Source organism: Bacteroides thetaiotaomicron VPI-5482 (assembly GCF_000011065.1).
Taxonomy (GTDB): Bacteria; Bacteroidota; Bacteroidia; order Bacteroidales; family Bacteroidaceae; genus Bacteroides; species Bacteroides thetaiotaomicron.
This window is the reverse complement of record NC_004663.1, coordinates 5,643,782-5,667,820: the sequence shown is the minus strand read 5'-3', so window position 1 is coordinate 5,667,820 and position 24,039 is coordinate 5,643,782. Positions and strand designations below refer to the sequence as shown.

Annotated in this window: 16 protein-coding genes; 13 read left to right on the top strand and 3 right to left on the bottom strand. The window is 41.3% G+C overall.

Annotation, left to right across the window (positions count from 1 at the left end; all coding sequences use genetic code 11):
• Positions 1 to 547: 547 nt before the first annotated feature.
• The 7 genes from BT_RS21705 (at position 548) to BT_RS21675 (ending at position 12,770) form a co-directional block, all read left to right on the top strand.
• The gene (locus BT_RS21705) at positions 548 to 2,035 is read left to right on the top strand and encodes a hypothetical protein (RefSeq protein WP_008759970.1); all 1,488 of its coding nucleotides are present in this window, start codon (positions 548 to 550) and stop codon (positions 2,033 to 2,035) included.
• 18 nt (positions 2,036 to 2,053) lie between these two features.
• Positions 2,054 to 5,143, top strand: a complete 3,090-nt coding sequence (locus tag BT_RS21700; protein WP_011109192.1) for a SusC/RagA family TonB-linked outer membrane protein — start codon at positions 2,054 to 2,056, stop codon at positions 5,141 to 5,143.
• Positions 5,144 to 5,161: 18 nt separating this feature from the next.
• The gene (locus BT_RS21695) at positions 5,162 to 7,213 is read left to right on the top strand and encodes a RagB/SusD family nutrient uptake outer membrane protein (protein WP_011109191.1); all 2,052 of its coding nucleotides are present in this window, start codon (positions 5,162 to 5,164) and stop codon (positions 7,211 to 7,213) included.
• A 27-nt stretch (positions 7,214 to 7,240) separates the two neighbouring features.
• Positions 7,241 to 8,260, top strand: a complete 1,020-nt coding sequence (locus tag BT_RS21690) for a BT_3044 domain-containing protein (RefSeq protein ID WP_008764488.1) — start codon at positions 7,241 to 7,243, stop codon at positions 8,258 to 8,260.
• A gap of 9 nt (positions 8,261 to 8,269) precedes the next feature.
• Positions 8,270 to 10,114 (top strand): BACON domain-containing protein, encoded by a 1,845-nt coding sequence (locus tag BT_RS21685; protein ID WP_011109190.1) that lies wholly within the window; start codon positions 8,270 to 8,272, stop codon positions 10,112 to 10,114.
• A 115-nt stretch (positions 10,115 to 10,229) separates the two neighbouring features.
• On the top strand, positions 10,230 to 10,931 hold the full coding sequence (locus tag BT_RS21680) for a tetratricopeptide repeat protein (RefSeq protein WP_008764486.1): 702 nt from the start codon (positions 10,230 to 10,232) through the stop codon (positions 10,929 to 10,931).
• A gap of 93 nt (positions 10,932 to 11,024) precedes the next feature.
• Positions 11,025 to 12,770, top strand: coding sequence for an ATP-binding protein (locus tag BT_RS21675; RefSeq protein WP_008764485.1), 1,746 nt, complete (start codon positions 11,025 to 11,027; stop codon positions 12,768 to 12,770).
• A gap of 121 nt (positions 12,771 to 12,891) precedes the next feature.
• Here the strand turns inward: BT_RS21675 and BT_RS21670 are convergent, their stop codons facing one another.
• Positions 12,892 to 14,985 carry a BT4734/BF3469 family protein gene (locus BT_RS21670; protein ID WP_008764484.1) on the bottom strand — a complete coding sequence of 698 codons (2,094 nt, stop codon included), beginning with the start codon at positions 14,983 to 14,985 and terminating at the stop codon, positions 12,892 to 12,894.
• 267 nt (positions 14,986 to 15,252) lie between these two features.
• Here BT_RS21670 and BT_RS21665 point away from each other — a divergent pair, with 267 nt between their 5' ends.
• Both BT_RS21665 and BT_RS21660 read left to right on the top strand, forming a co-directional pair.
• Positions 15,253 to 15,636 carry a transposase gene (locus BT_RS21665; RefSeq protein WP_008763908.1) on the top strand — a complete coding sequence of 128 codons (384 nt, stop codon included), beginning with the start codon at positions 15,253 to 15,255 and terminating at the stop codon, positions 15,634 to 15,636.
• Between the two features lie 8 nt (positions 15,637 to 15,644).
• Entirely contained in the window at positions 15,645 to 16,529 is an 885-nt protein-coding gene (locus BT_RS21660; RefSeq protein ID WP_008764101.1) for an IS3 family transposase, read from the top strand.
• A 757-nt stretch (positions 16,530 to 17,286) separates the two neighbouring features.
• On the opposite strand, the gene BT_RS21655 is transcribed toward BT_RS21660, so the two are convergent.
• Together BT_RS21655 and BT_RS21650 are read right to left on the bottom strand one after the other, a co-directional pair.
• Positions 17,287 to 18,627, bottom strand: a complete 1,341-nt coding sequence (locus BT_RS21655) for an HlyD family secretion protein (RefSeq protein ID WP_008759964.1) — start codon at positions 18,625 to 18,627, stop codon at positions 17,287 to 17,289.
• Positions 18,581 to 20,806 carry a peptidase domain-containing ABC transporter gene (locus BT_RS21650; protein ID WP_008759963.1) on the bottom strand — a complete coding sequence of 742 codons (2,226 nt, stop codon included), beginning with the start codon at positions 20,804 to 20,806 and terminating at the stop codon, positions 18,581 to 18,583. The genes BT_RS21655 and BT_RS21650 overlap by 47 nt, the downstream gene beginning before the upstream one ends.
• Before the next feature lie 80 nt (positions 20,807 to 20,886).
• Between BT_RS21650 and BT_RS21645 the strand changes: the two genes are divergently transcribed.
• The 4 genes from BT_RS21645 (at position 20,887) to BT_RS21630 (ending at position 23,936) form a co-directional block, all read left to right on the top strand.
• Positions 20,887 to 21,555, top strand: a complete 669-nt coding sequence (locus BT_RS21645) for a hypothetical protein (protein ID WP_008759962.1) — start codon at positions 20,887 to 20,889, stop codon at positions 21,553 to 21,555.
• 21 nt (positions 21,556 to 21,576) lie between these two features.
• Positions 21,577 to 22,356, top strand: a complete 780-nt coding sequence (locus BT_RS21640) for a hypothetical protein (protein WP_011109188.1) — start codon at positions 21,577 to 21,579, stop codon at positions 22,354 to 22,356.
• Positions 22,357 to 22,428: 72 nt separating this feature from the next.
• On the top strand, positions 22,429 to 22,974 hold the full coding sequence (locus tag BT_RS21635; protein WP_008759960.1) for a JAB-like toxin 1 domain-containing protein: 546 nt from the start codon (positions 22,429 to 22,431) through the stop codon (positions 22,972 to 22,974).
• 11 nt (positions 22,975 to 22,985) lie between these two features.
• A complete protein-coding gene (locus tag BT_RS21630; protein WP_011109187.1) occupies positions 22,986 to 23,936 on the top strand; it encodes a DUF5030 domain-containing protein in 951 nt (316 codons plus the stop codon).
• Positions 23,937 to 24,039: the final 103 nt, after the last annotated feature.

Below are 24,039 nucleotides of genomic sequence, written 5' to 3'. Positions count from 1 at the left end.
GATTCTAAAAAAATGGTGTTTGTTGATAATTAAAATAAAAAAGATATTGTATTTTTCGATTTTATTAATAACTTTACACCGTCTTAGAATAGTACATGCACTTAATAACCTTTGAATAGCCTATGGAAACAGTAGAAAATATACTTTGGGGTATAAAAATACCAAGTCCTATTACGACTTAGCCCCAATTAATCAATATGATTATAACCTTAAATTAACATTTATGAAAACTCTTAGCAACAGCCCTCCGCCTTTCAAAATCGGAGAATTCGATCTCATTTTTTTACTTTTATTTCAGCACAGATCAGAATAGGTATGATATGTATTCTGAGTTCATTATCAACTTCAATACCCCCAATTTAAGAAGATGAATAATAGCAGTCAAACACACCCATATATTTTCAAACTTACTCATACATACAAAAACAAACGTATACCCCTTGTATGCATACCCTAGTTCTACCCACATAGTAGACACACAAGAGTAGGTTTCCCTATCACTTTTTTTTAACCAATCTAATTATTAACCTTTTATCACAGAAAAACAATGCGAAAAAGAAGAGTTTATTGGACGCTGTTCATTACAGCTTTCGCGTGGTTAGCTTCCTGTTCAGATGACGACATCAATGGAAGCAGCGGGTTCAACCCAAACCAGCCTATTGAGATCACAGAATTTTATCCTGATTCCGGAGGTATAGCCACTCCGATGATCATCGAAGGCCGCAACTTCGGTACAGACACCACTGGCATGAAAGTCTATTTTGAAGATGTAGACGGGATCAGACATCCTGCCGGATTAGTCAGCAGTAACGGTAGCAGAATCTATGCATTTGTTCCCAAAGGACTCACCTTCAAAAGAGAGATGAATATTCTTGTAGAAAGAAGAACGCCCGACGGTCAAGAATACATAGGCAAAGCACCAGACCAATTCCTATACAAGACACAAACCAGTGTTAGTACGGTAGCAGGACTTGCATCACCGGACAATAATATAAACACCGTTGGTGGTGACCTTGCCACATGTACTTTCTCCTCTCCTTTCTATCTCTGTATAGACGGTGAAGACAATATATTTGTGGTAGACCGTAAAGGAGACAGTGGAAAAGACAAACAACCAAACACAACCTGCCGTAATGAAAAAGGTGAAGGCGTAAACGGAAACATTTCAATGATTTCCATCGCCAGCAATTCTTCCATTGTATTAAAATATGGAACTGCATATATTAATGCACCTGCTTATTCTGATGAAAAAGATGCTGAAGCTGTTTACATTCCGGATGATGCCGGCATGAAATATTATGATATGCAAAAACTTCTAAATTATGTTCCCCGATATAGAACAGTCTTGAAATCAGAAGAACTCAGCACCGTAGACGAAAACAACTGGAAGCATTGCTTTGTAATCAACAAGCTGGATCATATGATCTATACGGTCATGTGGAAAGGGCAATTGGTTCGAATCAATCCTAAAAACCGTACAGCAGAAATTTTGCTAAAGAAAATATCTAATGTAGCAACAGGCGACGGCGGCAAAGCAGGAAGTGACTCCTATATCGCATTCAGCCCTATTAAAGGAGAAGAAAACGTACTCTATGTATCTCTTGCAGATTTTCACCAGATTTGGAGAGTGGACGTATCCAAGATCACTCCGGAAGATAAAGACACTTATAACGGAGAATCATACGCAGGAAAAGCAATCTACGAAGGAGTTATGAACGGGAAGGGCTGGGAAGACGGCTTGCTGAAGAACGCCAAATTCAGACACCCGCGCCAGATTTGTTTCACCGACGACGGAAAAATGTACATTGCTGACAGTGGTAATTCCTGCATCCGCGTAATAGATACTACTATGCCGAAAGAAAGAGCAGCCGTAACCACACCTATCGGTCTGCCGGGAGCGGAAGGTTATAAGGATGGAGGTCCGGAAATTGCCAAATTCCACTTCCCTTGCGGAGTAGCAGTCAACAGTGATGGAACTATTGTATATGTAGCCGACACACAGAACAAAGTGATTCGTAAATTATCCATTGAATAACCTTATACAAAATACAATATGAGAAATAATTTTCTACTGATTGTACTGATCATGGCGCTTATACCGCTGACGAGTTACAGTCAAGACAATAAGAAAAAACAGTTTACTGTAGCGGGGGTCGTAATAGACAAAACCGGTGAACCGCTACCGGGTACTACCATTTATGTTAAGAATGCACCGGGAGTGGGAACCTCAGCAGATATGGATGGTAAATTCAGTATCAAAATAGATGCCAACCAAATATTAGTCATTCAGGCTATTGGAATGAAATCTATCGAGAAACTGGTGACTAAAGATGAAATGACACTCAAAGTTACATTGGAAGAAGATGACACCAAGCTTGACGAAGTAGTGGTCACAGGTATGACTTCACAAAAAAAGATATCAGTAGTAGGTGCAATCAGTACCATTGATGTAGCCCAGCTCAGTACTCCCGGTACTTCCCTCAACAACATGATCGGCGGACGGTTGGCTGGTGTCATCACCATGCAGAGTTCGGGCGAACCGGGAAAAAACATCTCCAACTTCTGGATTCGTGGTATCAGTACTTTCGGAGCCAGCTCCGGTGCATTAGTGCTGATTGACGGTATCGAGGGCCGCCTTGAAGACATTGATCCTGATGATGTAAAATCGTTCAGTATCCTGAAAGACGCCTCCGCCACCGCAGTGTATGGTACCCGAGGTGCCAATGGCGTGGTCTTGGTTACCACTAAACGTGGAGAAACAGGCAAACTTACCATCACAGGACGAGCAACATTAAAAGTATCGCACATCAAACGTCTGCCCGAATACCTGGGAGCTTATGACTACGCTCTCCTTGCCAATGAGGCACGTGCCATGTCGGGTGAAGACGACCTTTACTCCCGTCTGGAACTGGATCTGATAAAATACAATTTGGATAAAGACCTCTACCCGGATGTTAACTGGATAGATGAAATAATGAAACGCACATCTATCCAGCAGAACTATTACATCAATGCACAAGGAGGAGGCGACATAGCCAGATATTATCTTTCATTAGGGTATCAGGATGAAGGAGCGGCCTACCGGCAGGAAGACAACCTGTTCAAAAAGCCTTTGTCATATAAAAAAATAACCTATCGTGCCAATATTGACATGAATCTGACCAAAACAACCAAAGTTTATTTTGGTCTGGACGGATATATTTCCAACTATACCAGCCCGGGTGGACAAAACACGAATACGGTATGGTCAGCAGTCCGTCAGCTAACTCCACTGATGTTTCCTAAAACCTATTCAGACGGTACCTTCCCTTCTTATGGAAAACATGACCTTGCTTCTCCGTATGTCATGCTAAATAACACCGGATACACGCAAGATGAAACTCAGCGTAATATGCTTACACTCAAACTTGAACAGGAATTCGGAGGATTCCTGAAAGGAATGACAGCGTCGGTACAAGCGATGAGCGAAAATATCAATTATTTCAATGAAGGACGTTACATATGGCCTGACCTCTACCGCGCTACAGGAAGAAGTTCACAAGGGGTACTCATCAAAACATTGCGTACTGCCAAAGAGAACATGAAATATACACAAAATAACAACAGATACAGAAAATACTACATGGAAGCCAAAGCCAACTGGGACCGTACATTTGGTTTGCACTCACTAGGAGCATTGGCTTTATATTACATGGAAGATGTTCATAACACCCAATGGGACTATGACGCGATGGGTATTAATGCCATTCCTCAACGGCGTCAAAACTTATCAGGACGCATTTCCTATGGCTATAACAATTGCTATTTCATTGATGCAAACTTCGGTTACACAGGTTCTGCGCAATTCGAAAAAGGAAAAAGATTCGGTTTCTTCCCTTCCATTGCTGTAGGCTGGGTACCGACATCCTATAACTGGGTCAATGAGGCCATTCCCTGGTTAAGCTTCCTCAAGTTCCGCGGCTCCTACGGTCAGGTAGGTAATGACCAGATCAGTGGTGACCGGTTCCCTTATTTGACATTAATCAATGACAATGCCGCCTCTTACTGGGGATATCGTGAACGGGGTATTACAGAAACTGTGAAAGGAGCCGACAACCTTCAATGGGAAGTAGCAAAGAAACTCAACTTTGGTATCGATGCCAAGTTCTTCCACGACAAGCTCTCTGTCACTGTTGACTTTTTCCGCGATACACGTGATCACATCTTCCAGGATCGTGTGACGCTGCCTAAGTTTGTAGGTATGGTTACCGTCCCGAAATCAAATGTAGGAAAAATGCATAGCTATGGTTCTGACGGAAACTTCGAATTCTTCCACCAGATCAATAAAGACATGAGCTTCACTGTACGCGGCAATTACACTTTCTCTCAGAATATTATTGATTACTATGAAGAAAACAAGTTACCTTATGATTATCTGAGTGTAACCGGAAAACCCTTTAACATCCTTCGCGGATATATTGCAGAAGGTCTCTTCTCCAGTAAAGAAGAAATCAACACAAGTGCCGACCAAAGCGGATTCGGCCGCATTCGTCCGGGAGATATCAAATATCGTGACGTAAATGGAGACGGTATTATCAATGACGATGACAAAGTACCTTTGTCCTATTCCAACCAACTCCCTCGGGTAATGTATGGGTTCGGAGCCGATTTTCATTGGAAAGACTTAACCCTCAGCTTCCTTTTCAAAGGTTCGGCAAAAGTAGACTACTACCGTTCGGGACTCGGTAATGACGCAGGATGGATTCCCTTCTATAACGGAGAACTCGGCAACGTTATCAAGCTGGCCAACAATCCCAAGAACAGATGGACGCCCGCATGGTATTCAGGCACCACCGCTACGGAAAATCCCCATGCAGAATTCCCACGTCTCTCCTACGGAGGCAATACGAACAACTCCCAGCTTTCCTCTTTCTGGAAACGGAACGGTTCTTTCCTGCGCTTTCAGGAACTCAGTCTGAAGTACAACCTGAAGACTCCATGGATAAAAAAGACAGGACTATCTTCTGTCGATCTGGAGTTTGTTGCCAACAACCTTTTTACTATCGACAAAGTGAAGTATTTTGATCCGGAACAGGCATCTGCAAACGGGGCCGCTTATCCGATACCGGCAACTTACACGTTCCAGGTTTATCTTAAATTCTAAAAATAATATAGAACACTCATGAAAAAGTTATTCAAAATAATATTGGGAGCAACAGTAGGAAGTACACTACTACTCAGTTCCTGCAATTTTCTGGATGTAGACCCATACTTCGAAGCTACTTTCAAAGAAGACTCCATCTTTCACAGCAAGAAAAATGCTGAAGGTTATCTCTGGAACACTCCGAAAGGTTTTCCCGACGCAGGGGCTATCTGGGGAAATTCCTGGAATCCGGGGGAATCTGCTTCGGACGAAATAACACTTAAATATCAGACAAATGAATTTTGGGGACTACAATTTTCCGTAGGTACCATCAACAGCAGAAATCTGCCTATCCAAAACCAATGGTACGACATGTATGTCATTGTAGCAAGATGTAACAAAATGCTTAAAGAAGTCTACAATGTACCTGATATGAACGAAATGGACAGAAGACGTTATATCGGATATGTTCACTTTATGCGTGGGTACGCTTATTATCATCTTTTGATGAACTGGGGACCGTTGATTATCGTGGGCGATGAAGAACTGAGCACCTCCGAACCTGCCGAATATTATAATCGCGAACGGGCTACCTATGATGAGTCTGTAGATTATATATGCGATGAATTCCGCCTGGCAACTCAAGGCATCTATTCGGCGGATGAGCAAAGCGTCAACTATTATCAACGTCCGACCAAAGGAGCAGCCATGGCACTCATCGCCCGTTTGCGCCTCTTCCAGGCTTCACCGCTTTTCAATGGCGGAGCTGCAGCCCGTAAATGTTTCGGGACCTGGAAACGTAAAAGCGACGGAGCCTACTATGTCAATCAAGAGTATGACCCGAGACGCTGGGCCGTTGCAGCAGCTGCCGCCAAACAGCTGACCAAAATGGGATACGAGCTACATACAGTGGAAGCAGATGCCCAGAACCCATATCCTCTGGCCTCCAATGTCCCTACTGCTAACTTCCCTGACGGAGCAGGCAATATCGATCCTTATCACTCTTACTCCGACATGTTCACAGGAGAAGGTATCATACAGACTAATAAAGAATTCATCTGGGCGATGGAATCCAGTAACGTCACTAACTATACCCATCACTCATTCCCTGTCAAGTTTGGCGGATGGGGTTCAATGTCTGTGCCGCAGAGGGTAATTGATTGCTATCTGATGGCAGATGGGCGGACTATTCATAATTCATCGGCAGAATATCCATATGAACCGGACTTCAGCAGACTCACCGGCGAATCCAAAAAACTGGGGACATACCTACTGAGGGAAAACGTACCTATGATGTACGCCAATCGTTCGGCACGCTTCTATGCCTCGATAGGTTTTCCGGGTCGCTACTGGCCGATGAGTTCAGCTTCTACCGACGCCTCCTACGTCAATCAGCAATTCTGGTATTCTCACGATGATACCAATGCCGGAATTGCCGGTGCCGGAAATAACGTAAACGACTACAGTGTCAGCGGTTATGTTCCCGTCAAATACATTCATCCGGACGACTCATGGGCTAACGGCAAAGGGAGTGTAAAAGGCGCATTCGTCACCAGCCCTAAACCGTTCCCTATCATTCGTTATGGTGAAGTGCTACTGGAATATGTAGAAGCATTGAACCGTGTAGAAGGTACAGTGACCGTAGAAGTATCCGACAATACAGGTACACTTATTGAGGAAACCGTTAGCCGTGATCCGGCAGAAATGGCTAAATATTTCAACATGATACGTTATCGCGTCGGCTTGCCGGGAGTAGATGCCAACGACATGGCAGAAGCAGACAATTTTGAAAAAATCATCCGCAATGAACGTCAGGTAGAGCTCTTTAACGAAGGATACCGATATTTCGATACGCGCAGATGGGGAACCTATCTGGACGAAGATGCCAACAGCTCCAACTGGCGGGGACTGGATGTGACAAAAGACCGTACAAATGCCAACGGTAATGAAGGATTCTGGAATATTGTGACGATCAATACACAAAATGTGCGAGACCGCATTGCACTGCCTAAAATGGTATTCTTACCGATCCGCCATGATGAATTGCTGAAGGTTCCCAATGCCGACCAGAATTTCGGATGGGACAGATAATATCAAAACATGAATAACAGACTGAATATGAAAAAGAAATTTAATATAATGCTCTGCACCCTTATAGGTGTATTGAGTGCTTGCAATGAATACGATTTCGACCAGGAACAATACCGGAACGAAGTAGGCTTACTCAGTAATTCGAGTCTGATCTACGACCGGCAGGTGGCTAATGTAGGACAAGAAAAAGATACGATCTATCTGGTTGCCACGGTTAGCGGCTCACAAATAAGCCCTAACACACACCATGTAGCTCTTCTGGAATCGGACTCTTTGCTGAAAGCATACAACAAATCCAACTTTGATATAGAAAAAGAAAAATTTGCCAAACTGCTTCCCGATGAATGCTATGATTTTCCCAATAAGGAACTGGATATTCAGGCAGGCACTTCCAAAGTAATGTTTCCGATCTATCTGAAAAATCTGGAAAGGATTTCACCGGATTCCATTTATTTTCTGGATTACAAGATAGATCCGGAAAAAACACCTAATTATAATCCGGATAAAAGTCATGTATTATTGCGTATCTATAAAGAAAACTATTACGCAACGACAAAGACTTCTACCTACTACAATTATACAAGCAGTACGATTGTAATTCCTAACCCCAGTGGTAGTCCCGAAGTCCGTAGACCGACAAATGCCAATCAAGTATTCCCGATCGGTGCCAATTCGGTACGCATGATGGCAGGTGATGAAGATCTTGGCGATTATAAGACAGCAAGAAGCAGAATTGTATCTAAGAGTATCATTCTGGAAATTGGCGAGCAGCAACCGGAGAATCCTCAGGCCAGAGAACTTACCATCAGAGCGCATGACAGAGTTAATGATGTGGAAGTGGATCCGGTCGATGTAGTACAACTTACTCCAATCGATGATTACGACAACACATTCCTGTTAAACGCTATCCGTACTCCCGACGGACGTGCCACTTATTACAAAGAGTTCCGTCTGCATTATAAATATCGCCTGGAATCCACCGCCCCTTACCGGGAAGTGAAAGCCAAACTACGATATGAATTTAACCCAAGAGTAGATAACTTGTAATCAAATCAAATGAGTATGAAAAAAAATATATTAATCATCGGGCTCGCAAGCATATTCGGAATTGCTTCCGGACTTATCTCTTGTTCGCCCGATTACGAAACCGAGTTTAAAGTAGAAACGCTCGTAGTTCCTGATAAAAGTCAGGCACCTATCACTTTCCCACTTCTGGGAGGAGAACATGAAATTGAAGTGCAGACCAATGTACCACTCGACAGATGGAGTGCCCAGTCCAATGCAGAATGGTGCAAGGTAGTACAACACGAGGGCAAAGTAGTCGTATCTGCCAGTGCAAACAATATATACAAACAACGCCGGGCAGAAATCACTGTAGCCTATGGTCATCAAAGCTATTCCATCACTGTCTCGCAGTTTGGTAAAGAACCGGCCATCCTTATAGGTGACAAGCTACAACAGGAAGGATATGTAGAAATAATAGATGCAGAAAGAGAAACATTGACAATTCCTGTAGCGACCAACCTGAATCTGGATAATATCATTATACCAGACACTTGCAACTGGATACGTCTGGCAGAGCAACCTGCCACATTTGATGCAAAGACGCGTGCAGCGGAAGACGTAAACAAACAGGAACTGAAATTTACGCTGGATAAAAGCACCGAGACTGACGTACGTTATTGTACGATTATCCTCCAGTCTTCCCAGAATTACAGCTATACAGCTTCTTTCCTGATAAAGCAACAACCCAGAGGTTATATAGTCGAAATCGATGAAGACAAGAAGATCTATGAAGTGAAAGCAATGGGAGAAACAATCACTATTCCTTTCAAAGTAAATTCTCCTGCCGGTGAAGTGTCATATACCTATGAAGTCGAAGAATCCGCCCAATCCTGGATCACTCCAGTATCATTACCCGCTTCAAGAGCACTGCGTGATGTCTCCGAAAGCTTTATCATTAAAGCCAACACTGAAGTTGAGAATCAACCTCGTGAAGGAAAGATAACCTTCAAGAGTACCAATAGCACCGACAAAGTACCAAGTCAGTTCGTAGTCACAGTAAAACAGGCCGGATTTATCGCGACACCTCCTTTAAATGTGATCAATGCTACTGCTACTCCGGGAGCCGGAAGTATTCAGCTGCAATGGGAGATACCTGAAGATGTAGACTTCAACAAGATAAAGATTACCTATTACGATAAAGTCACGAAAGAAAATAAAGAGATCTTAATAAATGACTATAAGACAACATCCTATATCATAGATGATACTTACCAATGTGCAGGTGAATACTCATTTACTATCAACACCTATGGTCCGACTGGTATGGAGACAGATAGTCCGGTAACAATAACAGGCATTTCCGGCGAAGCTTCCGAAATGGAACGTGTTACTCTTACTATCGATATGCTTTCCGACAATGCTAATCATGTCGGAGACGGAGGCGGTTTACCGGCATTGATTGACGGGAAGGTGAATACTTATTATCATACCAAGTGGAATGCTCCTGTTACAACAGAAGCACATTATGTCCAGATCAAACTGAACAAACCATTAAAGGACCTTTGTTTTGAATATGATGCACGTCAAAGCGGAGTGAATAACGGAGGTGACGTAAAAGCCGCAACAATATATGGAAGTATGAACGGTGAGTTCTTTGAAAGTATGGGTAATGAAGAATTCAATCTGCCGACAACAAACGGTGGCCATGCCACAGCTAAAAACAATGTGAGTGGAAAGCAAGCTTACAACTATATCCGATTTACTCCTACGGCTCGCCGTGACAAAGATCCATTGGATTATACTGTCGCAGGCAGTGCATGGTGGAATATGTCCGAAATATACCTTTACAGAATAAGACATGATGAAGCCTGGGCAAGAGAACAGCTAGGCATTTAAGTAAAACAAGAAAAGACTGACGAAGAACAAAATAAGATCAGATTAGACACATTTTCTTATCGAGTTCTTCGCCAGTCTTACTTTTTTATAAAATTGGATGATAAGAATTATGAATATGAAACCCAAGAAATTAAGCCTCTTATTAACTATCTTGCCAATGATTATTGCAGCTACAGGTTGCCATTCCCAGCAAGAGTCTAAAGTAGACATCACTCCTCATTGTATCAATCTTCAGGCAGACAGCCTCTACCGGCAAGCAATGACATTAATGGAATCTTCTTGCGATGTAGACTCCACCCGAAAATGCATCCGCTTTCTGGACAAAGCTTTGGCAATCGACAGTTTAAATCCCGACTATTACGGCATGAAAGCCAAACTTTTATCTGAAATGGGAGAACTGGACTCCGCCCTATACATACAAACACTTGCTATGGAGAAAAACGCAATTACCGGTGAGTATCTGTTCCAACTGGGACTACTTCAAGCTGCCAAAGATATGCACGCTGAAGCTCACGAAAGTTTTGGAAAAAGCAAGGTCTTCCTTCAAGCAGTACTAAAACAATATCCCGACAGCTTGGGAGCTTTTATTCTGGCAGAAGCTGCCAATTCTCTCTACGAAAATAAAGATTCACTTTTCATGAGAAATATAGATGAAATCCGTAAACGCTTTCCCGAAAGGTTGCTGGAAATAGAGATGACCCGAAGGGTGAAACCGCATTCATTGGTCAATCAAATAAGAAGGATTAAAATAGAAAAGGATTATAATATTGATTTTGATATGGATAGTCTGGTTGAGGCGACTGTGAATAAAGACTAAGTTCCAACTTTCCTCCCCTTTTCTTTGTTCTTTCAGCCGGAATAGATTACTTTTGTCTTATTCCGTGAGCAATGAACTAAAATAACAGGAAATATGATAGAAGATGTGAAAAGAATCCCATATGGAGTTTCCAATTTCGTGGAAGTGGTAGAGCAGAATCAATATTATGTAGATAAGACCATGTATCTGCCTCTGCTGGAACAGCAGCCCAACAGTCTATTCTTTATCCGCCCCCGGCGTTTCGGCAAAAGTATCTTCCTGAGCATGCTTCGCACCTATTATGATATTTCGCAAAAAGAAAAGTTTCAGAAACGCTTTGGTAATTTGTGGATAGGCAGTCAGCCAACTCCCCTACAGGGAACTTTTCAGATACTTTTTCTTGATTTCTCACGCATAGGCGGAATCGACGGTACATTGGCACAGAACTTTGACGATTATTGCTGCGGTGGATTGGATGACTTCGCATCCATTTATGAACCATACTATTATCCGGGATTTGCATTAGAAATGAAGCAACTGGAAGGTTCCACCAATAAGCTGAATTTTCTGGATCGAAAAGCCCGCAACAATGGTTCCCATCTCTATCTGATTATTGACGAATATGACAACTTCACCAACGTGGTTCTGAACGAACAAGGTAATGAAATCTATCATGCCCTGACTCACGCCAGCGGATTCTACCGGGAGATTTTCAAAAAGTTTAAAGGAATGTTCGAACGCATCTTCATGACAGGTGTCAGCCCCGTTACATTGGATGATCTCACCAGCGGATTCAATATCGGCTGGAACATCAGCACCGATTTCCAATTCAATATGATGCTGGGATTCAGTGAGACAGATGTGCGGACCATGTTTCAGTACTATAAAGACGCCGGACAACTGCCGGCAGATACAGACATAGATGCACTGATTCGGGAAATAAAACCGTGGTATGACAATTATTGCTTTGCCAAAGAAAGTCTGGAACGTGATCCGAAGATGTTCAACTGCGACATGGTACTTTATTATCTGCGTCATTACATAACGTTGGGGAAATCTCCCGAACAAATGATTGACCCTAATACCCGCACGGATTACAATAAAATGAAAAAACTGATCCGATTGGACAAGCTCGACGGAAATCGTAAAGGTGTGTTGCGCAAAATCACCGAAGAAGGAGAAGTCATCACCAACTTAGTGACAACCTTCCCCGCCAGCGAAATAGCCAATCCGGAAATCTTTCCCAGCCTGCTCTTTTATTATGGCATGCTGACCATTACCGGTACACGAGGAGTCCGCCTGATACTGGGTATTCCCAACAATAATGTACGCAAGCAGTATTACGATTTTCTGTTAGAGGAATATCAAGAGAAACGGCATATTGACTTGAATGGCTTAAGAGATTTATTTGATGACATGGCATTCGACGGTCACTGGCAAAAATCTTTAGAGTTCATCGCTCATGCCTACAAGGAAAACTCCTCAGTACGTAGTGCGATTGAAGGCGAACGGAATATTCAAGGATTCTTTACTGCCTACCTGAGCGTAAATGCTTATTACCTGACTGCCCCGGAAGTGGAACTGAATCACGGTTACTGTGACCTGTTCCTTATGCCGGACCTACTGCATTATGAAGTGAATCATAGCTACATCATAGAGCTAAAATACCTTTCAGAAAAAGATTCCGATGCGAAAGCCGAAATCCAATGGGAAGAAGCCGTTGAGCAGATAAAGGGATATGCAGCCGCACCGAAAGTTCGCCAATTGATACAGAATACAAAGTTACATTGCATTGTGATGCAATTCCGTGGCTGGGAACTCCAACGAATGGAAGAAGTAATTCAACCACATATAAAATGACAGCACTTTTGCCCTCACGCTCTCATTTTCGCCTCAATCCCCCTATTCATCGGAGTTACAGCGATTAGAGATCCAATGGTAGCAGCGTGAGAGCAACCGTTTGCCCTCACGTTACTACCAATTATTCTATTTTCAGCAAATGATAAAGTGTCCCCTTACCGGACTTCCGGCAGGGAATATTCAGCTTCTGAAGCGCACGGCCGAACACAGCTACCTTATTGATAGCCAACCTGTCCCGTGTCTTCGTCTGCAAATAATTCAGAATCTGCATGGACGTCATCCATTCGCCTCCCTCCTCTTCTTCCGCCGGACGGAGATAACAATGGAACAACTGTTCCAACGGGCTCGCCTGCTCAAATTCACGGTTCGTCTGCTTCAAAATCTTTTCATCCTCATCATCCAGCCAGTAACGCTCACCCTTATAAATGGCTTCCATCGCCTGAGCATAAAGCTGTTTGTAATTGATGGTAGCATTGGTTTTGATAGGAGCTATCACCTCAATACAGATAAAACGACGGCTGCCACTGGGATCGGCAAGCAAATCTTTCTGATTGCTGGTGCCGATAAAGGAAGCATAACGACGCATTTCACGAATAGTATTGCCATGAGGCTTGCGCAAGTTAGCAACAGGCTTTTGCAACAAATGCTTCAGAAACCCCTGCTGGCTGACATTGATCTGATCAAACTCATCAATGTTGATCAGAAAAAAACGTCCTAAATAACGCTCCGCTTCCTGCTTACTCTTGAAATCGATACTGTCCGTATAGCCGAAACGCAACTCAGGCGGCAGAATAATCCGGCAAAACGTTGACTTACGATACCCTTGCGGACCGACAAGCAAAGGTGACGTACTGTTTCCATGCTGCCGATCCACCCCTCTCCAATGCGCCACCATGCTCAGAAACCAACGATAAAACAACTCCTGCCAGTACGGATTCGTACAAGGAACCAATCCTGCCAATGCACGGATACGGTCTTTCCCGTCCCAACGGCCGACATCATAAAGATATTCTTCTACAGGATTGTGCAAAGGAACATATTCCGAATTCAGAAAACGGTCTACATCACGATCCCAGGCATTGATGCCTTCTTTCAAGGCACAGATAGAGATACTGTTGCGCACACGTTTGTCCACGGGCTTAAAGTAAAAGTGGATGGAATCACGCTGGCGGTATTCCAGATCATCTAACACGGTGTTATAACGAAATTCATAACGACGGTTCATAAATTCTTCCAGCAGAAAAGCCGTCTCCTGCTCCCTTCCGATACTGTTTTTCTTGCCAAAACCCTTACATTCCTGATAAAGATTATGAATCGTCGAGCGTATGATTCGCTCATCCTCTTCCCGATAGTAATGAATGAGTGTCTGCCGGACCGCTTCTTCTTCGGGGATACCCGCTTTGAAACAATGCTCGGCAAGGTGTACAAGCAAAGGTTGCAAATCATCTCCACGCTTCCAGTCTTCCATTTCCTGAAATGCCCTGTTCAACGCCGCTTCATAAATCTTCGTGAAAGTTTTTGCAGACTCATATCCCGGTTTCAATCGCAACAACAGATTCTTTTCACCCTGCTTGCGCTGCCGGAAAGTTTCTTCACCGGGCATAGCGAGCGGTTGTTCCAGACAGAACGGCACTGCATCGGGATTGTAATATGGAGATTCGTCCAGTGTCATGCGACACTTCTGTGTCAGCACCGGTGCTTGCAGATTAATATCATAAGGAAGCATCGGCTGGTAGCACTTTACCGCCAGCCAGTAGGCATGAGCATGAAATAATTCCGCTTCCGCTTCTTTTTCGGGCAGTCCTCTGTCATCCGGCAGGGCAAAACGCACCCATATCTTCACGCTACGGCCACTGGAACCACAGAATGCGGCGAAAGTCTGAGGCAAGAGTGCCGCCTGCCGTTTCACATATTCCATTTCGGACGGGCCTGCCAGCCGGTTCACTTCCAACTGCACCAGTCCGTTATATTGTTTCATTTTTCGTTCGCCTTCTTTAGTGCGGGTACATTCTACGGCAGAATAGATATATGGCAGTTTGTCTATATGTTCGTACTGGCTGTACGTACCTTCCAGCATCGGTATCAGGTTTCGCAAAGCCGTAATGTGTCCCGATTTTGTCTCCGTTTTCATTTTGTTGAATAATGTACCTGCTTCGCATATGCTTAGAGCTTCTTTTCCACTCCCGCTGTCTTGTCTGATTAAAGTTATTTTCATTCTTTTTTGTCTGTTTATCTACCAATATTGTTTATCGCTTAATTCCTGTAAAGGTACGATATTATATTACGGCATACAAACTTTTCCTCTAATAAAAACAGACTTTTTGCTCGCATTAACCTTATAATAAAATACGACATCAATCACACGTAGATGGTTCATTTCTTACCATGATTTCCCTATATCATTGTATCTGAATGGCTTACAGTTTCCTTTAATTTCTGTAGTGTACTGAATAAGTTGACACTTCAAAAATCGAAAATAAAGATGAAATATTCGAAAAAGAAGTACAACTATTACAGTGATGATGAACGAATGTCTTATATTCGTGAGTATTTATCAAGTCCCGAGAGCAAATCTGAGTTTTGTAAGCGTCACGGCTTTTGTGCCAAGCTTCTTACTTATTGGCTTAACAAGTATCAAATAGAAGACAAAGATATGGGTAGATCCTCTAAACCAGTAAATAGCGATGCTATTGATTCTAGTATTTCTGAGCTCCAGAAAGAACTATCGCTATTGCGTGCTGAGAACCGTAAACTTCATCGGGCTCTTGCTGATGAGAGTTTACGTCACGAGGCGTGCGAAGAACTCATCAATCTTGCTGAATCCACGTATCATATCAAGGTACGAAAAAACTCCGATGCCAAGTAATCGACACCTTGTCACAGAGGTACTCATCCCGACGCAAACGTGGTTGTATAAAGTTCCTCTGTGATTACTTCGGCATAACCCGACAAGGTTATTACAAGCATGTGAACCGACATTTGGAGGTTGATATCCTTACCACAAGCATCGTGTTGTACTGCAAAGAACTGTTGGAACTCATGCCCAAAGCTGGTATGCGCGAGTTATACGCCTGCTGCGTGAGTAAGTTTGGACCAAAGATGGTTATCGGTCGTGATCGTTGTTATGACATTTTTCGCTCCAATGGTTTGTGTCAACGTACAAGTCGCAAGCGTCCTAAAACAACGAATTCGAACCATAATTACTATATCTACCCCGATCTGTTGAATGTTGCACCCAAATTTGTCGCTACAAGATTGGGCGCTATGGTAGTGGCGGATATAACCTACGTAAACACCGGTCAGGGCTGGGCTTACCTCTCGTTGCTTACCGATGCGTCAAGTCGTGCCATCGTGGGATATGCGCTTTACAAAACTCTTGAGACGGAGGGGCCCTTGAAAGCTTTGGAGATGGCAATATCATTCTATGAGAAGTATCACATAGACATGAGCACTCTTATTCATCATTCCGACCGGGGTGTCCAATATTGCTCAAATAAATATGTAGAGAGGCTTAAAGAGCATCAAATCAACATCAGTATGACGCAGTGTGGTGATCCTTTACATAATGCATTGGCTGAAAGAATGAACAACACCATTAAAAACGGTTGGCTATTCGACTGTGATGATGAGAGCTTCGAGCAAGTAAGCAAGCGCATTGAAGATGCTGTATATGTATATAATCATGTGCGGCCTCATCAAGGGATAAACATGAGGACACCTATGGAAGTGGTCAGCGAAACGGGAGGATTAACAGCATAATACCCGCTCGTCGGGACGGGTGGTCCCGCCCCTTGCCGCTAGGGCGATCCCCGACCGAAGAGTTTTTGGTTGTTGGCAACATTACATTTTCCTGAAGAAGGCTTGCGTAAATAAAGGAAGATGCATAAATTTGCAAGCACCAACAAAAGACAACTAACATAGGAATAAGAATAACAAAAGTAAACCTATTTAGATATTAAAGTATATTGAGTAAACTAATTCAGTTATAACAAACGAAGTTGTCAACTAAAACCAGTACACATCAGTCTTATTTTGGAAACGAGCGTTCCCTATATCGGAAACGCTCGTTTCCTGCCTTGGAACTGGCGTTCCCTTATAAGGGAACGCCAGTTTCCCAAGCAGGAAACTGGCGCTTGACTTATATGATTGGATTGATTTGACCGCATGAAATGTTTCAATCAACCTGATCTTTCAGGAAGCATTCAATCATATATCGGTCAATAATGCGTGAGTTATCAGCTATTAACACCTGATTTCTCAGTTATTAATGGCTGAAATGCCAATCGTTAATAGTTGACACTTCAGACATTAATACTCTGTAAATCAAATAATAGCAGCAAAAAACAACATATAATGCGACGAAACTGAGTGAGAGCAACCGTTTGCTCTCATACTTGCCACCACACTTGCTACCACGCCCGAAACCACGATGAATAAAGGGATACAGACGGACTGTTAGAGCATGAGGGCAAAAGTCGTGTTGAATTCCTATGGAGCGTAAATTTGAGTATGAGCTTTATTTAGTCCGATACCTTAAATTATCAAACAGGCGTTCTATCAATCGTCTGTCTTTTACAATAATATCGGCAGTTCCTCCCAACTCATATTTAAAGTCGAGAGTCTCTTCATAATTAGTTGTTAATCCGTTGGGCAATTCAACGTTAATCAAATATGTTTCAATGGTCTTTTCTCCTGTTTTCTGCGTTTGGGTGACCAAAGAAATAGAAGATACATATCCCTCTATATATCCATACTCCATGTAGGGATAGTTCTCTAACTTAATAACGACTTTACTGTTTTCTTTTACCTTTCCGGCTCCATTGGCCGGAAGCAGCACCTGACCATATATATGGTTTTCCTTGGGTATCACTCCAAATACCGCTTCTCCTGCCTGCACAAATTGACCATCTGAAATAAATTTCAGGAACTCTACTTTTCCATCAAAAGGAGCTTTGAAAACATATTTCTGTTCCCATGCGGCCATATTTGCTATCAAGTTCTGATGAGTGGACAAAAGTTCCACTTTCAGTTCCCGTTCTTTCTCCAGTTGTTCCACTTCCAGTTGCTCCAGCCGATGGTATGCTTCTGTGATTTGCATGCGGGTCGAGGCAATCTCCCTATTTATGTTTTGTACCTCCTGTACTGTTGTCAGGTAATTATTTTTAATCTGATCGGTCTCATATTCATAAGTCGCTATTTCCTGCTGATCAAGAGAGACATAACGTTTAAGCCATTTCCGGGCAACATCCATTCTATCTTTTGCAGCTTTCTGCGAGTCCTCCGCTTCTCGGACAATCTTCTTTTTCCATTCAATGCTCGTCGTGATATTCTCTCTTTGCTTTTCGTAGACATTCTGCTGCAGATAGTCACATTGAGCTTTCAGAGCTGCAAGAAAGGCATAGTATTGAGGGTTGATTTCTCCTAAATATACCTTGTCGGGAAATGTATCTTTAAGAGCAAGCAAATGGGTGCCATCGAAATCTATTCGATTTATTAAATCCGCAATCTTCCGCACATCCTCTGTAGAAGCAGGATTTTGCACGACCGCTATATATTCCCCCTTCTTCACCTCCTCCTGTGCTTTGTGCGAAAGAAGCAGCAAATTCCCCGTACTGTTGGCAACAAGCCTTACGGTCGGGTTCTGCGCATTAATTTTAATTTGCCCGGTCACCATATCCGGGTATTTGATAATCCATCCGAACAATAGAAATAATGCTGCAAATACAATGACCGCCAGTGCCACCCATTTTCCGAAAGCCATGGGCATCCGGTCAATAATCTCATCCAGTTCTTCGCTTCTTCCGGATGATTTAGTCTGCGCTTTCTTCTGTGGAGAAGGTGTTTGTTTCCGGTTCATATTGGCTTTGAATTAAGTTGTAATAATACTGTTTGTTTGTCATCAGGCTTTGATGATTGCCTGTCTCTATGATCATTCCCGCTTTTAATACGATGATTTGGTCTGCCCTGCGAATCGTACTTAGCCGATGAGCTACCACAATGACTGTCCTGTTTTTGAAAACGTTATTTAATGCCCTTACTATCTTTTGCTCATTAATCGTATCAAGTGCATTGGTAGCTTCGTCCAGAAACAGATAGTCCGGATCCTTGTAGAGCGCTCTTGCTATCAGTACACGCTGCCGTTGCCCTCCACTCAAACCTCTGCCCATTTCTCCGATCATTGTCTGGTATCCCTGCGGCATAGCTTCTATCTCGTGGCTGATATTGGCTACTTCAACAGCCTTCTGCAATGCCTCATAATCAATATTGGCATCATCCAGTACAATATTGTTCTGTATGGTGTCATTAAACAATTTCCCGTCCTGCATCACGCAGCCGCATTTAGCACGCCAATTGCGAAGACTGATATTATTCACGTTCATATCTCCCATACAGATTTCTCCGTAAGAAGGCATGTATAGACGCAACAACAGTTTAAGTAAAGTAGATTTGCCGCATCCGCTGTCTCCGACAATAGCGGTCACTTTTCCTTTAGGAATCTGCAAGGTGATGTTTTTCAAAACCAGCGGAGCATTTCTCGAATACTGAAATGATACGTTCTTCAGATATAAACTTTTGTCTACAGGCAAACTCAGACTGTTGCTTATCACAGGCGAAGAATCGTCTTCATCTTTCAGCTGATGAATTTCATTGATACGCATAAAGCTGATTTTAGCATACTGGGCAGATTGTATAAAACTGACTAACTGTGCCACAGGTCCGTTCAGCATCCCTATAATAAATTGCGTTGAGATCATGACTCCGAAAGTGATATCTCCATTGATAACGGCGATGGCACAGTAGAACGTGACGGCAATATTCATCATACTATTGATAAATTGCGCCCCAAGCGACTGTGCATTATTGATTTTCAGCACTTTCAGATTCAACCGGTATATCCTTGCCTGTATAGCTTCCCATTTCCAGCGTTTAAGGTCTTCGTAATTGTTTATTTTAATCTCCTGAACATTTTCGATGGTTTCCACCCAGTAACTTTGGTTCTTGGCATTCAGTTCGAAATACTCCCAGTCGAGCTTTTTACGTATGCTCAAAAAGGTGAAAATCCATGCTACATAAATCCCACTGCCCGCTATAAAAATAAAAAAGATCATAGGATTATAAATCAACAGTATAATGCTGAATACAACGAATGTAATGATAGAGAAGAACATCCCCAAGGAGTTGTTCATCACAAAGCTGCGTATTCTTTCATGATCGCCCGCCCGTTGAAGGATATCACCGACCAGTTTGTTTTCGAAGAAAGTCACCGGTAATTTCATTAATTTGATCAGATAGTCCGATATGAGGGAGATATTGACACGGGTAGAAACGTGCAGCAAGACCCAGTCTCTTAATACATTTGACAGCGTTATACTAAGTAAAAGAACAATATTGCCGATTAGCATCATGTAGATGAAAGATATATCCTGAGTATATATACCTATATCTATTACAGATTTTGAGATAAACGGAAGTACTGCTTGCAGTCCGGTGGCTATCAACATGATAGCGAACAATATGCCGAATGCTTTTTTATATGGCGTAAAATAGTTGAGAAGGTTTTCGAAACTTTTGAATCTTTCGATCCGTTCATGAGCTTCTATTTGCTTGAAGTTTGCCATAGGCTCCAGTACCATCAGCATCCCGAATTCTTCCCCTTCCTTATACCATCTGTCTTTGAAATCCTCTTCCGGATAGGAAAGCAAGCCTTTGGCAGGATCGGACACATATATCTTCCCTTTTTTTGTTTTATACACAACTATGAAGTGGTGCTGGTCCCAGTGTATGATACATGGCAGTGGAATCCTGTTGGTCAGATTCTCCATAGTCGCCTTAACCGCTACAGTTCTTAGCCCTATTTTTTCGGCAGCATAGCTAATATCCAAAAAGGAAACTCCTTCTCTGGTTATCCCACATAAATCCCTCAAATATTGCAACGAATAGTATTTGCCGTAGTATTTTGCTATCATTTTGATACATGCTGGGCCACAGTCTTTTGCATCCATTTGGTACTCCCAGGGGAATTGTCTTGTTTGCATAAAAAAAGATTTATATTTCTTGCAAAGATGCGAAATTTATTTCTATATTTGCAGAATCACACAAATAAAATTTAATACTTATGAAGCAAAAATTAACAAGAGCACTCATTGATGAGATTCGGAAAGAGATGCCAGTACTGACAGAAATGGAAATGAGATGTTGCAACGGTGGAGATGGTGGAACTACAAGTTGGGATTGTTTATTCAATTGCATGCACCATATGGATCCCTCCCGATCTGCGCAAGATTATGCTAATGATTATAAAGATATTTATGGTCTTGATCCTACAGCAATGGGAGGAGTTCCCAATGAATTAATTGGAAATGTCCTTAGCGTTATGGGATTTGGTAATACAGTTCCAGGTTCAATGACTTCTAACAGAGACTATTATCAAGTTGCAACTATGGTAAATCCTGATGGCACAGGACATACTATTATAGTCTTTGCAGTACCAGATGAAAACGGAAAAATCTCTTATTTTGACCCAACCCTAGAGGGGGAAGATGGGAAAAAGGTAAGAAAAGTAGACATTTCGGATATATCCACAATATATCGAATAAAAAAAGCCGACATTGATACTACCATTGGTGCTCATGAGGAAAGCTACGGCTATGCCTATGGTTATTTTGGTTATGGTAATTACGAAGATAGTTATGGCTATGGTAATAGTTATTACGGGAATTATAATTATGAAAATATTAGTGACTACAATGGTACTGCTAACAGTGATTACAGTTACTATAATTAATACTACAATTAATAAAAAGCTATGCGAGTTCTGCAAGATTTAGTCTTGTTATCATTATTACTTTTGAGTATATCAAAAGTATATTCTCAAGAAGATAAAAAAACTAAAGAATTATTCAATTCTGGTGGATATATATCTGATGGATATGCATTGGATAGAAACCAAGTACGATTTAATCAGTCCAGCGATTTTGTATTCCATTATATTCCCGGCGGTGATCGATTAACATGCATTACTTCAAAACAAGTTAGAGACTACAATCGACATTATAATTGTATACTATCAAAAGACAGTAATTTTATTGCATACGTATCTGTGCCTCCCATATTTTGCGGGGATAAAGATTCCATTTATGCTGACTTTAGTTTTAAAACAGGATTTATGATTGAAGTGAATACTTATCATTTAGAAATAATCAAAGGAGATTTTTTTGTAAATACAGGGGAAAGAGTGACCTCTTTATGCGACCTTCCTCTCACTTATAAATCTTTAAAATATGCTCGTAAAGCATATAATGCGGATACTGTAATTACATATCCTTTAAGAATGTGGGAAAATTTAGAAAATAAGTATAATCATTGCCAAGTAATGATTATTCAAAAAAAACGTCGCGGATGTATTGCTCTGTATTGCTTTTATAATGACAAAGGTGCTAGAAAATTAAGTCAATATATAAGATCATTAAAAAAGGTATTTTGGTATAGAGAGCCTAAAGATTATATTGAAGTAATAGATCCACCAATCATAGAAGAATACGAAATACCTCATTTAAAAGCTAAAGAAAAGTCCGCTGATAATTAAGATGCAAATAAGATGGGGATTTATCCCATCGTTTCTATATTTGTGAAATCACAAAACTAAAATCAAACACTTATGAAACAAAAATTAACAAGGGCACTTATTGATGAAATTCGAAAAGAAATGCCTGTATTGAGTCAAAATGAAGAAAAAGGAGTAATCGGAGGTACTTTATATGTAATTGGAGTGGATGGGCGTGTACTTTACTCTAACGAAACAAATACAGATGAGGTTCTTGTATCAATGGGATCATGGGATGGGGCTCCAACAATGGAATTGCCTAAAGGTACATCTTTTCAAATATCTTCTGGTCAATTGGTTATTGAAGGTACTAGTGAACAGAATCGAGATATCTATAGTTTTTTAACTCAAAATACTTCTGTAGAATGGTCTATGTGCGTGGATAGTTCAACTTATCATTTTTTCGCAGGTACCAATCATCAAGAAAAAGAAGTGTCAATGGCGTATAGTGGATGTGATATAAAATATCATAACCATCAGAGTGAATATGCTAACTATCCAAGTGATGCAGACTATGAAACAAAGAGTAAATTACAAGAAATTGGATATAAAGAATTTTATATTTATCATGAGCCAACTGATACCTATATTCCATATTGAGAACAACAATTATGAAAAATAGAATTATATCACTTTTCATATATTTATTGCCTAGTTTAATCTATGCTCAAAATAATGCAGACGACAAATATGAGATTCTGTCTCTAACTGACATGTTTAGTCTTTTCAAAGATAGTAAAAATAGTGTTCCTCAAGATTATGACGAAATATATGTTCCCGGTTACTTCTATGAGCCTTCTTTTATGTATCCTTCACCTTTAAAGAAAGAATTTTGTTGTGTAGCTCAATGGAGAATCCCAAACAGAAACTGTAAGTATCTATTTTTAGAAGATATATTTCCGCAAAACAAAGATTCCTTAAAACAAGCTTCTCTTGAATTACAAAAAATAAAAGAGAAATATGGAATGAGAGAATCAGCTATGTATCAAGATGTGCCCGCAGGTTATAATGGTATAATTGCCAAATGGTTCACTGGTAGATTATTCGTTTTGCATTGCCCAAGAAAGCTATTTAATACAGTTGTATCAAAGAAAGCTTCACTCATATCCATTCATAAAGGTAGGATATCTGACGAAAAACAAATAACTCCAGATGAGGGTAAGTTTGAATCTTCTTGTTTTCCACAAAAAGGAGGCATGATATTAATACGCGAAGACGGATGTTGGTATGATGACATTAAAAGGAATATAGATTTTTTAATCTCTCCCCTAATTAATGAAAATTTTCCTACAGAATTTAGCAAACATGTTGGGAGGGAATATTCATTTCTATTGGAAGTAGTCCCTAAAACAGGACAAATTATTCCACACCTCTTATTGCCGAAAACATTATCTACCGACGAGAAAATGATTGTATCTTATTTAGAAAAACAAATAAGGAAGTTTCCTGAAAACAGTTTTGGCCCCCTGATAACCATTGACAAGAAAATGTTATATGGTCGATATTTAAAATTTATTGTAAAAGATGAAAAGTTTAAGATTGAAGACTACCTTGAATATTGATATTAAGTCAAGAAACAATACTAAGTCACTGATTTCGAACACTGCTTATTGAAATTGCCACAAAGAAGGACTACAACCATTCTGCCATAGTACAATTCAATAT

Excerpts from the sequence above, each read along its gene's own strand:
- BT_RS21705 (WP_008759970.1), top strand. The coding sequence starts at position 548 with ATGCGAAAAAGAAGAGTTTATTGGACGCTGTTCATTACAGCTTTCGCG.
- BT_RS21700 (WP_011109192.1), top strand. The coding sequence starts at position 2,054 with ATGAGAAATAATTTTCTACTGATTGTACTGATCATGGCGCTTATACCG.
- BT_RS21695 (WP_011109191.1), top strand. The coding sequence starts at position 5,162 with ATGAAAAAGTTATTCAAAATAATATTGGGAGCAACAGTAGGAAGTACA.
- BT_RS21690 (WP_008764488.1), top strand. The coding sequence starts at position 7,241 with ATGAAAAAGAAATTTAATATAATGCTCTGCACCCTTATAGGTGTATTG.
- BT_RS21685 (WP_011109190.1), top strand. The coding sequence starts at position 8,270 with ATGAGTATGAAAAAAAATATATTAATCATCGGGCTCGCAAGCATATTC.
- BT_RS21680 (WP_008764486.1), top strand. The coding sequence starts at position 10,230 with ATGAAACCCAAGAAATTAAGCCTCTTATTAACTATCTTGCCAATGATT.
- BT_RS21675 (WP_008764485.1), top strand. The coding sequence starts at position 11,025 with ATGATAGAAGATGTGAAAAGAATCCCATATGGAGTTTCCAATTTCGTG.
- BT_RS21670 (WP_008764484.1), bottom strand. The coding sequence starts at position 14,985 with ATGAAAATAACTTTAATCAGACAAGACAGCGGGAGTGGAAAAGAAGCT.
- BT_RS21665 (WP_008763908.1), top strand. The coding sequence starts at position 15,253 with ATGAAATATTCGAAAAAGAAGTACAACTATTACAGTGATGATGAACGA.
- BT_RS21655 (WP_008759964.1), bottom strand. The coding sequence starts at position 18,627 with ATGAACCGGAAACAAACACCTTCTCCACAGAAGAAAGCGCAGACTAAA.
- BT_RS21650 (WP_008759963.1), bottom strand. The coding sequence starts at position 20,806 with ATGCAAACAAGACAATTCCCCTGGGAGTACCAAATGGATGCAAAAGAC.
- BT_RS21645 (WP_008759962.1), top strand. The coding sequence starts at position 20,887 with ATGAAGCAAAAATTAACAAGAGCACTCATTGATGAGATTCGGAAAGAG.
- BT_RS21640 (WP_011109188.1), top strand. The coding sequence starts at position 21,577 with ATGCGAGTTCTGCAAGATTTAGTCTTGTTATCATTATTACTTTTGAGT.
- BT_RS21635 (WP_008759960.1), top strand. The coding sequence starts at position 22,429 with ATGAAACAAAAATTAACAAGGGCACTTATTGATGAAATTCGAAAAGAA.
- BT_RS21630 (WP_011109187.1), top strand. The coding sequence starts at position 22,986 with ATGAAAAATAGAATTATATCACTTTTCATATATTTATTGCCTAGTTTA.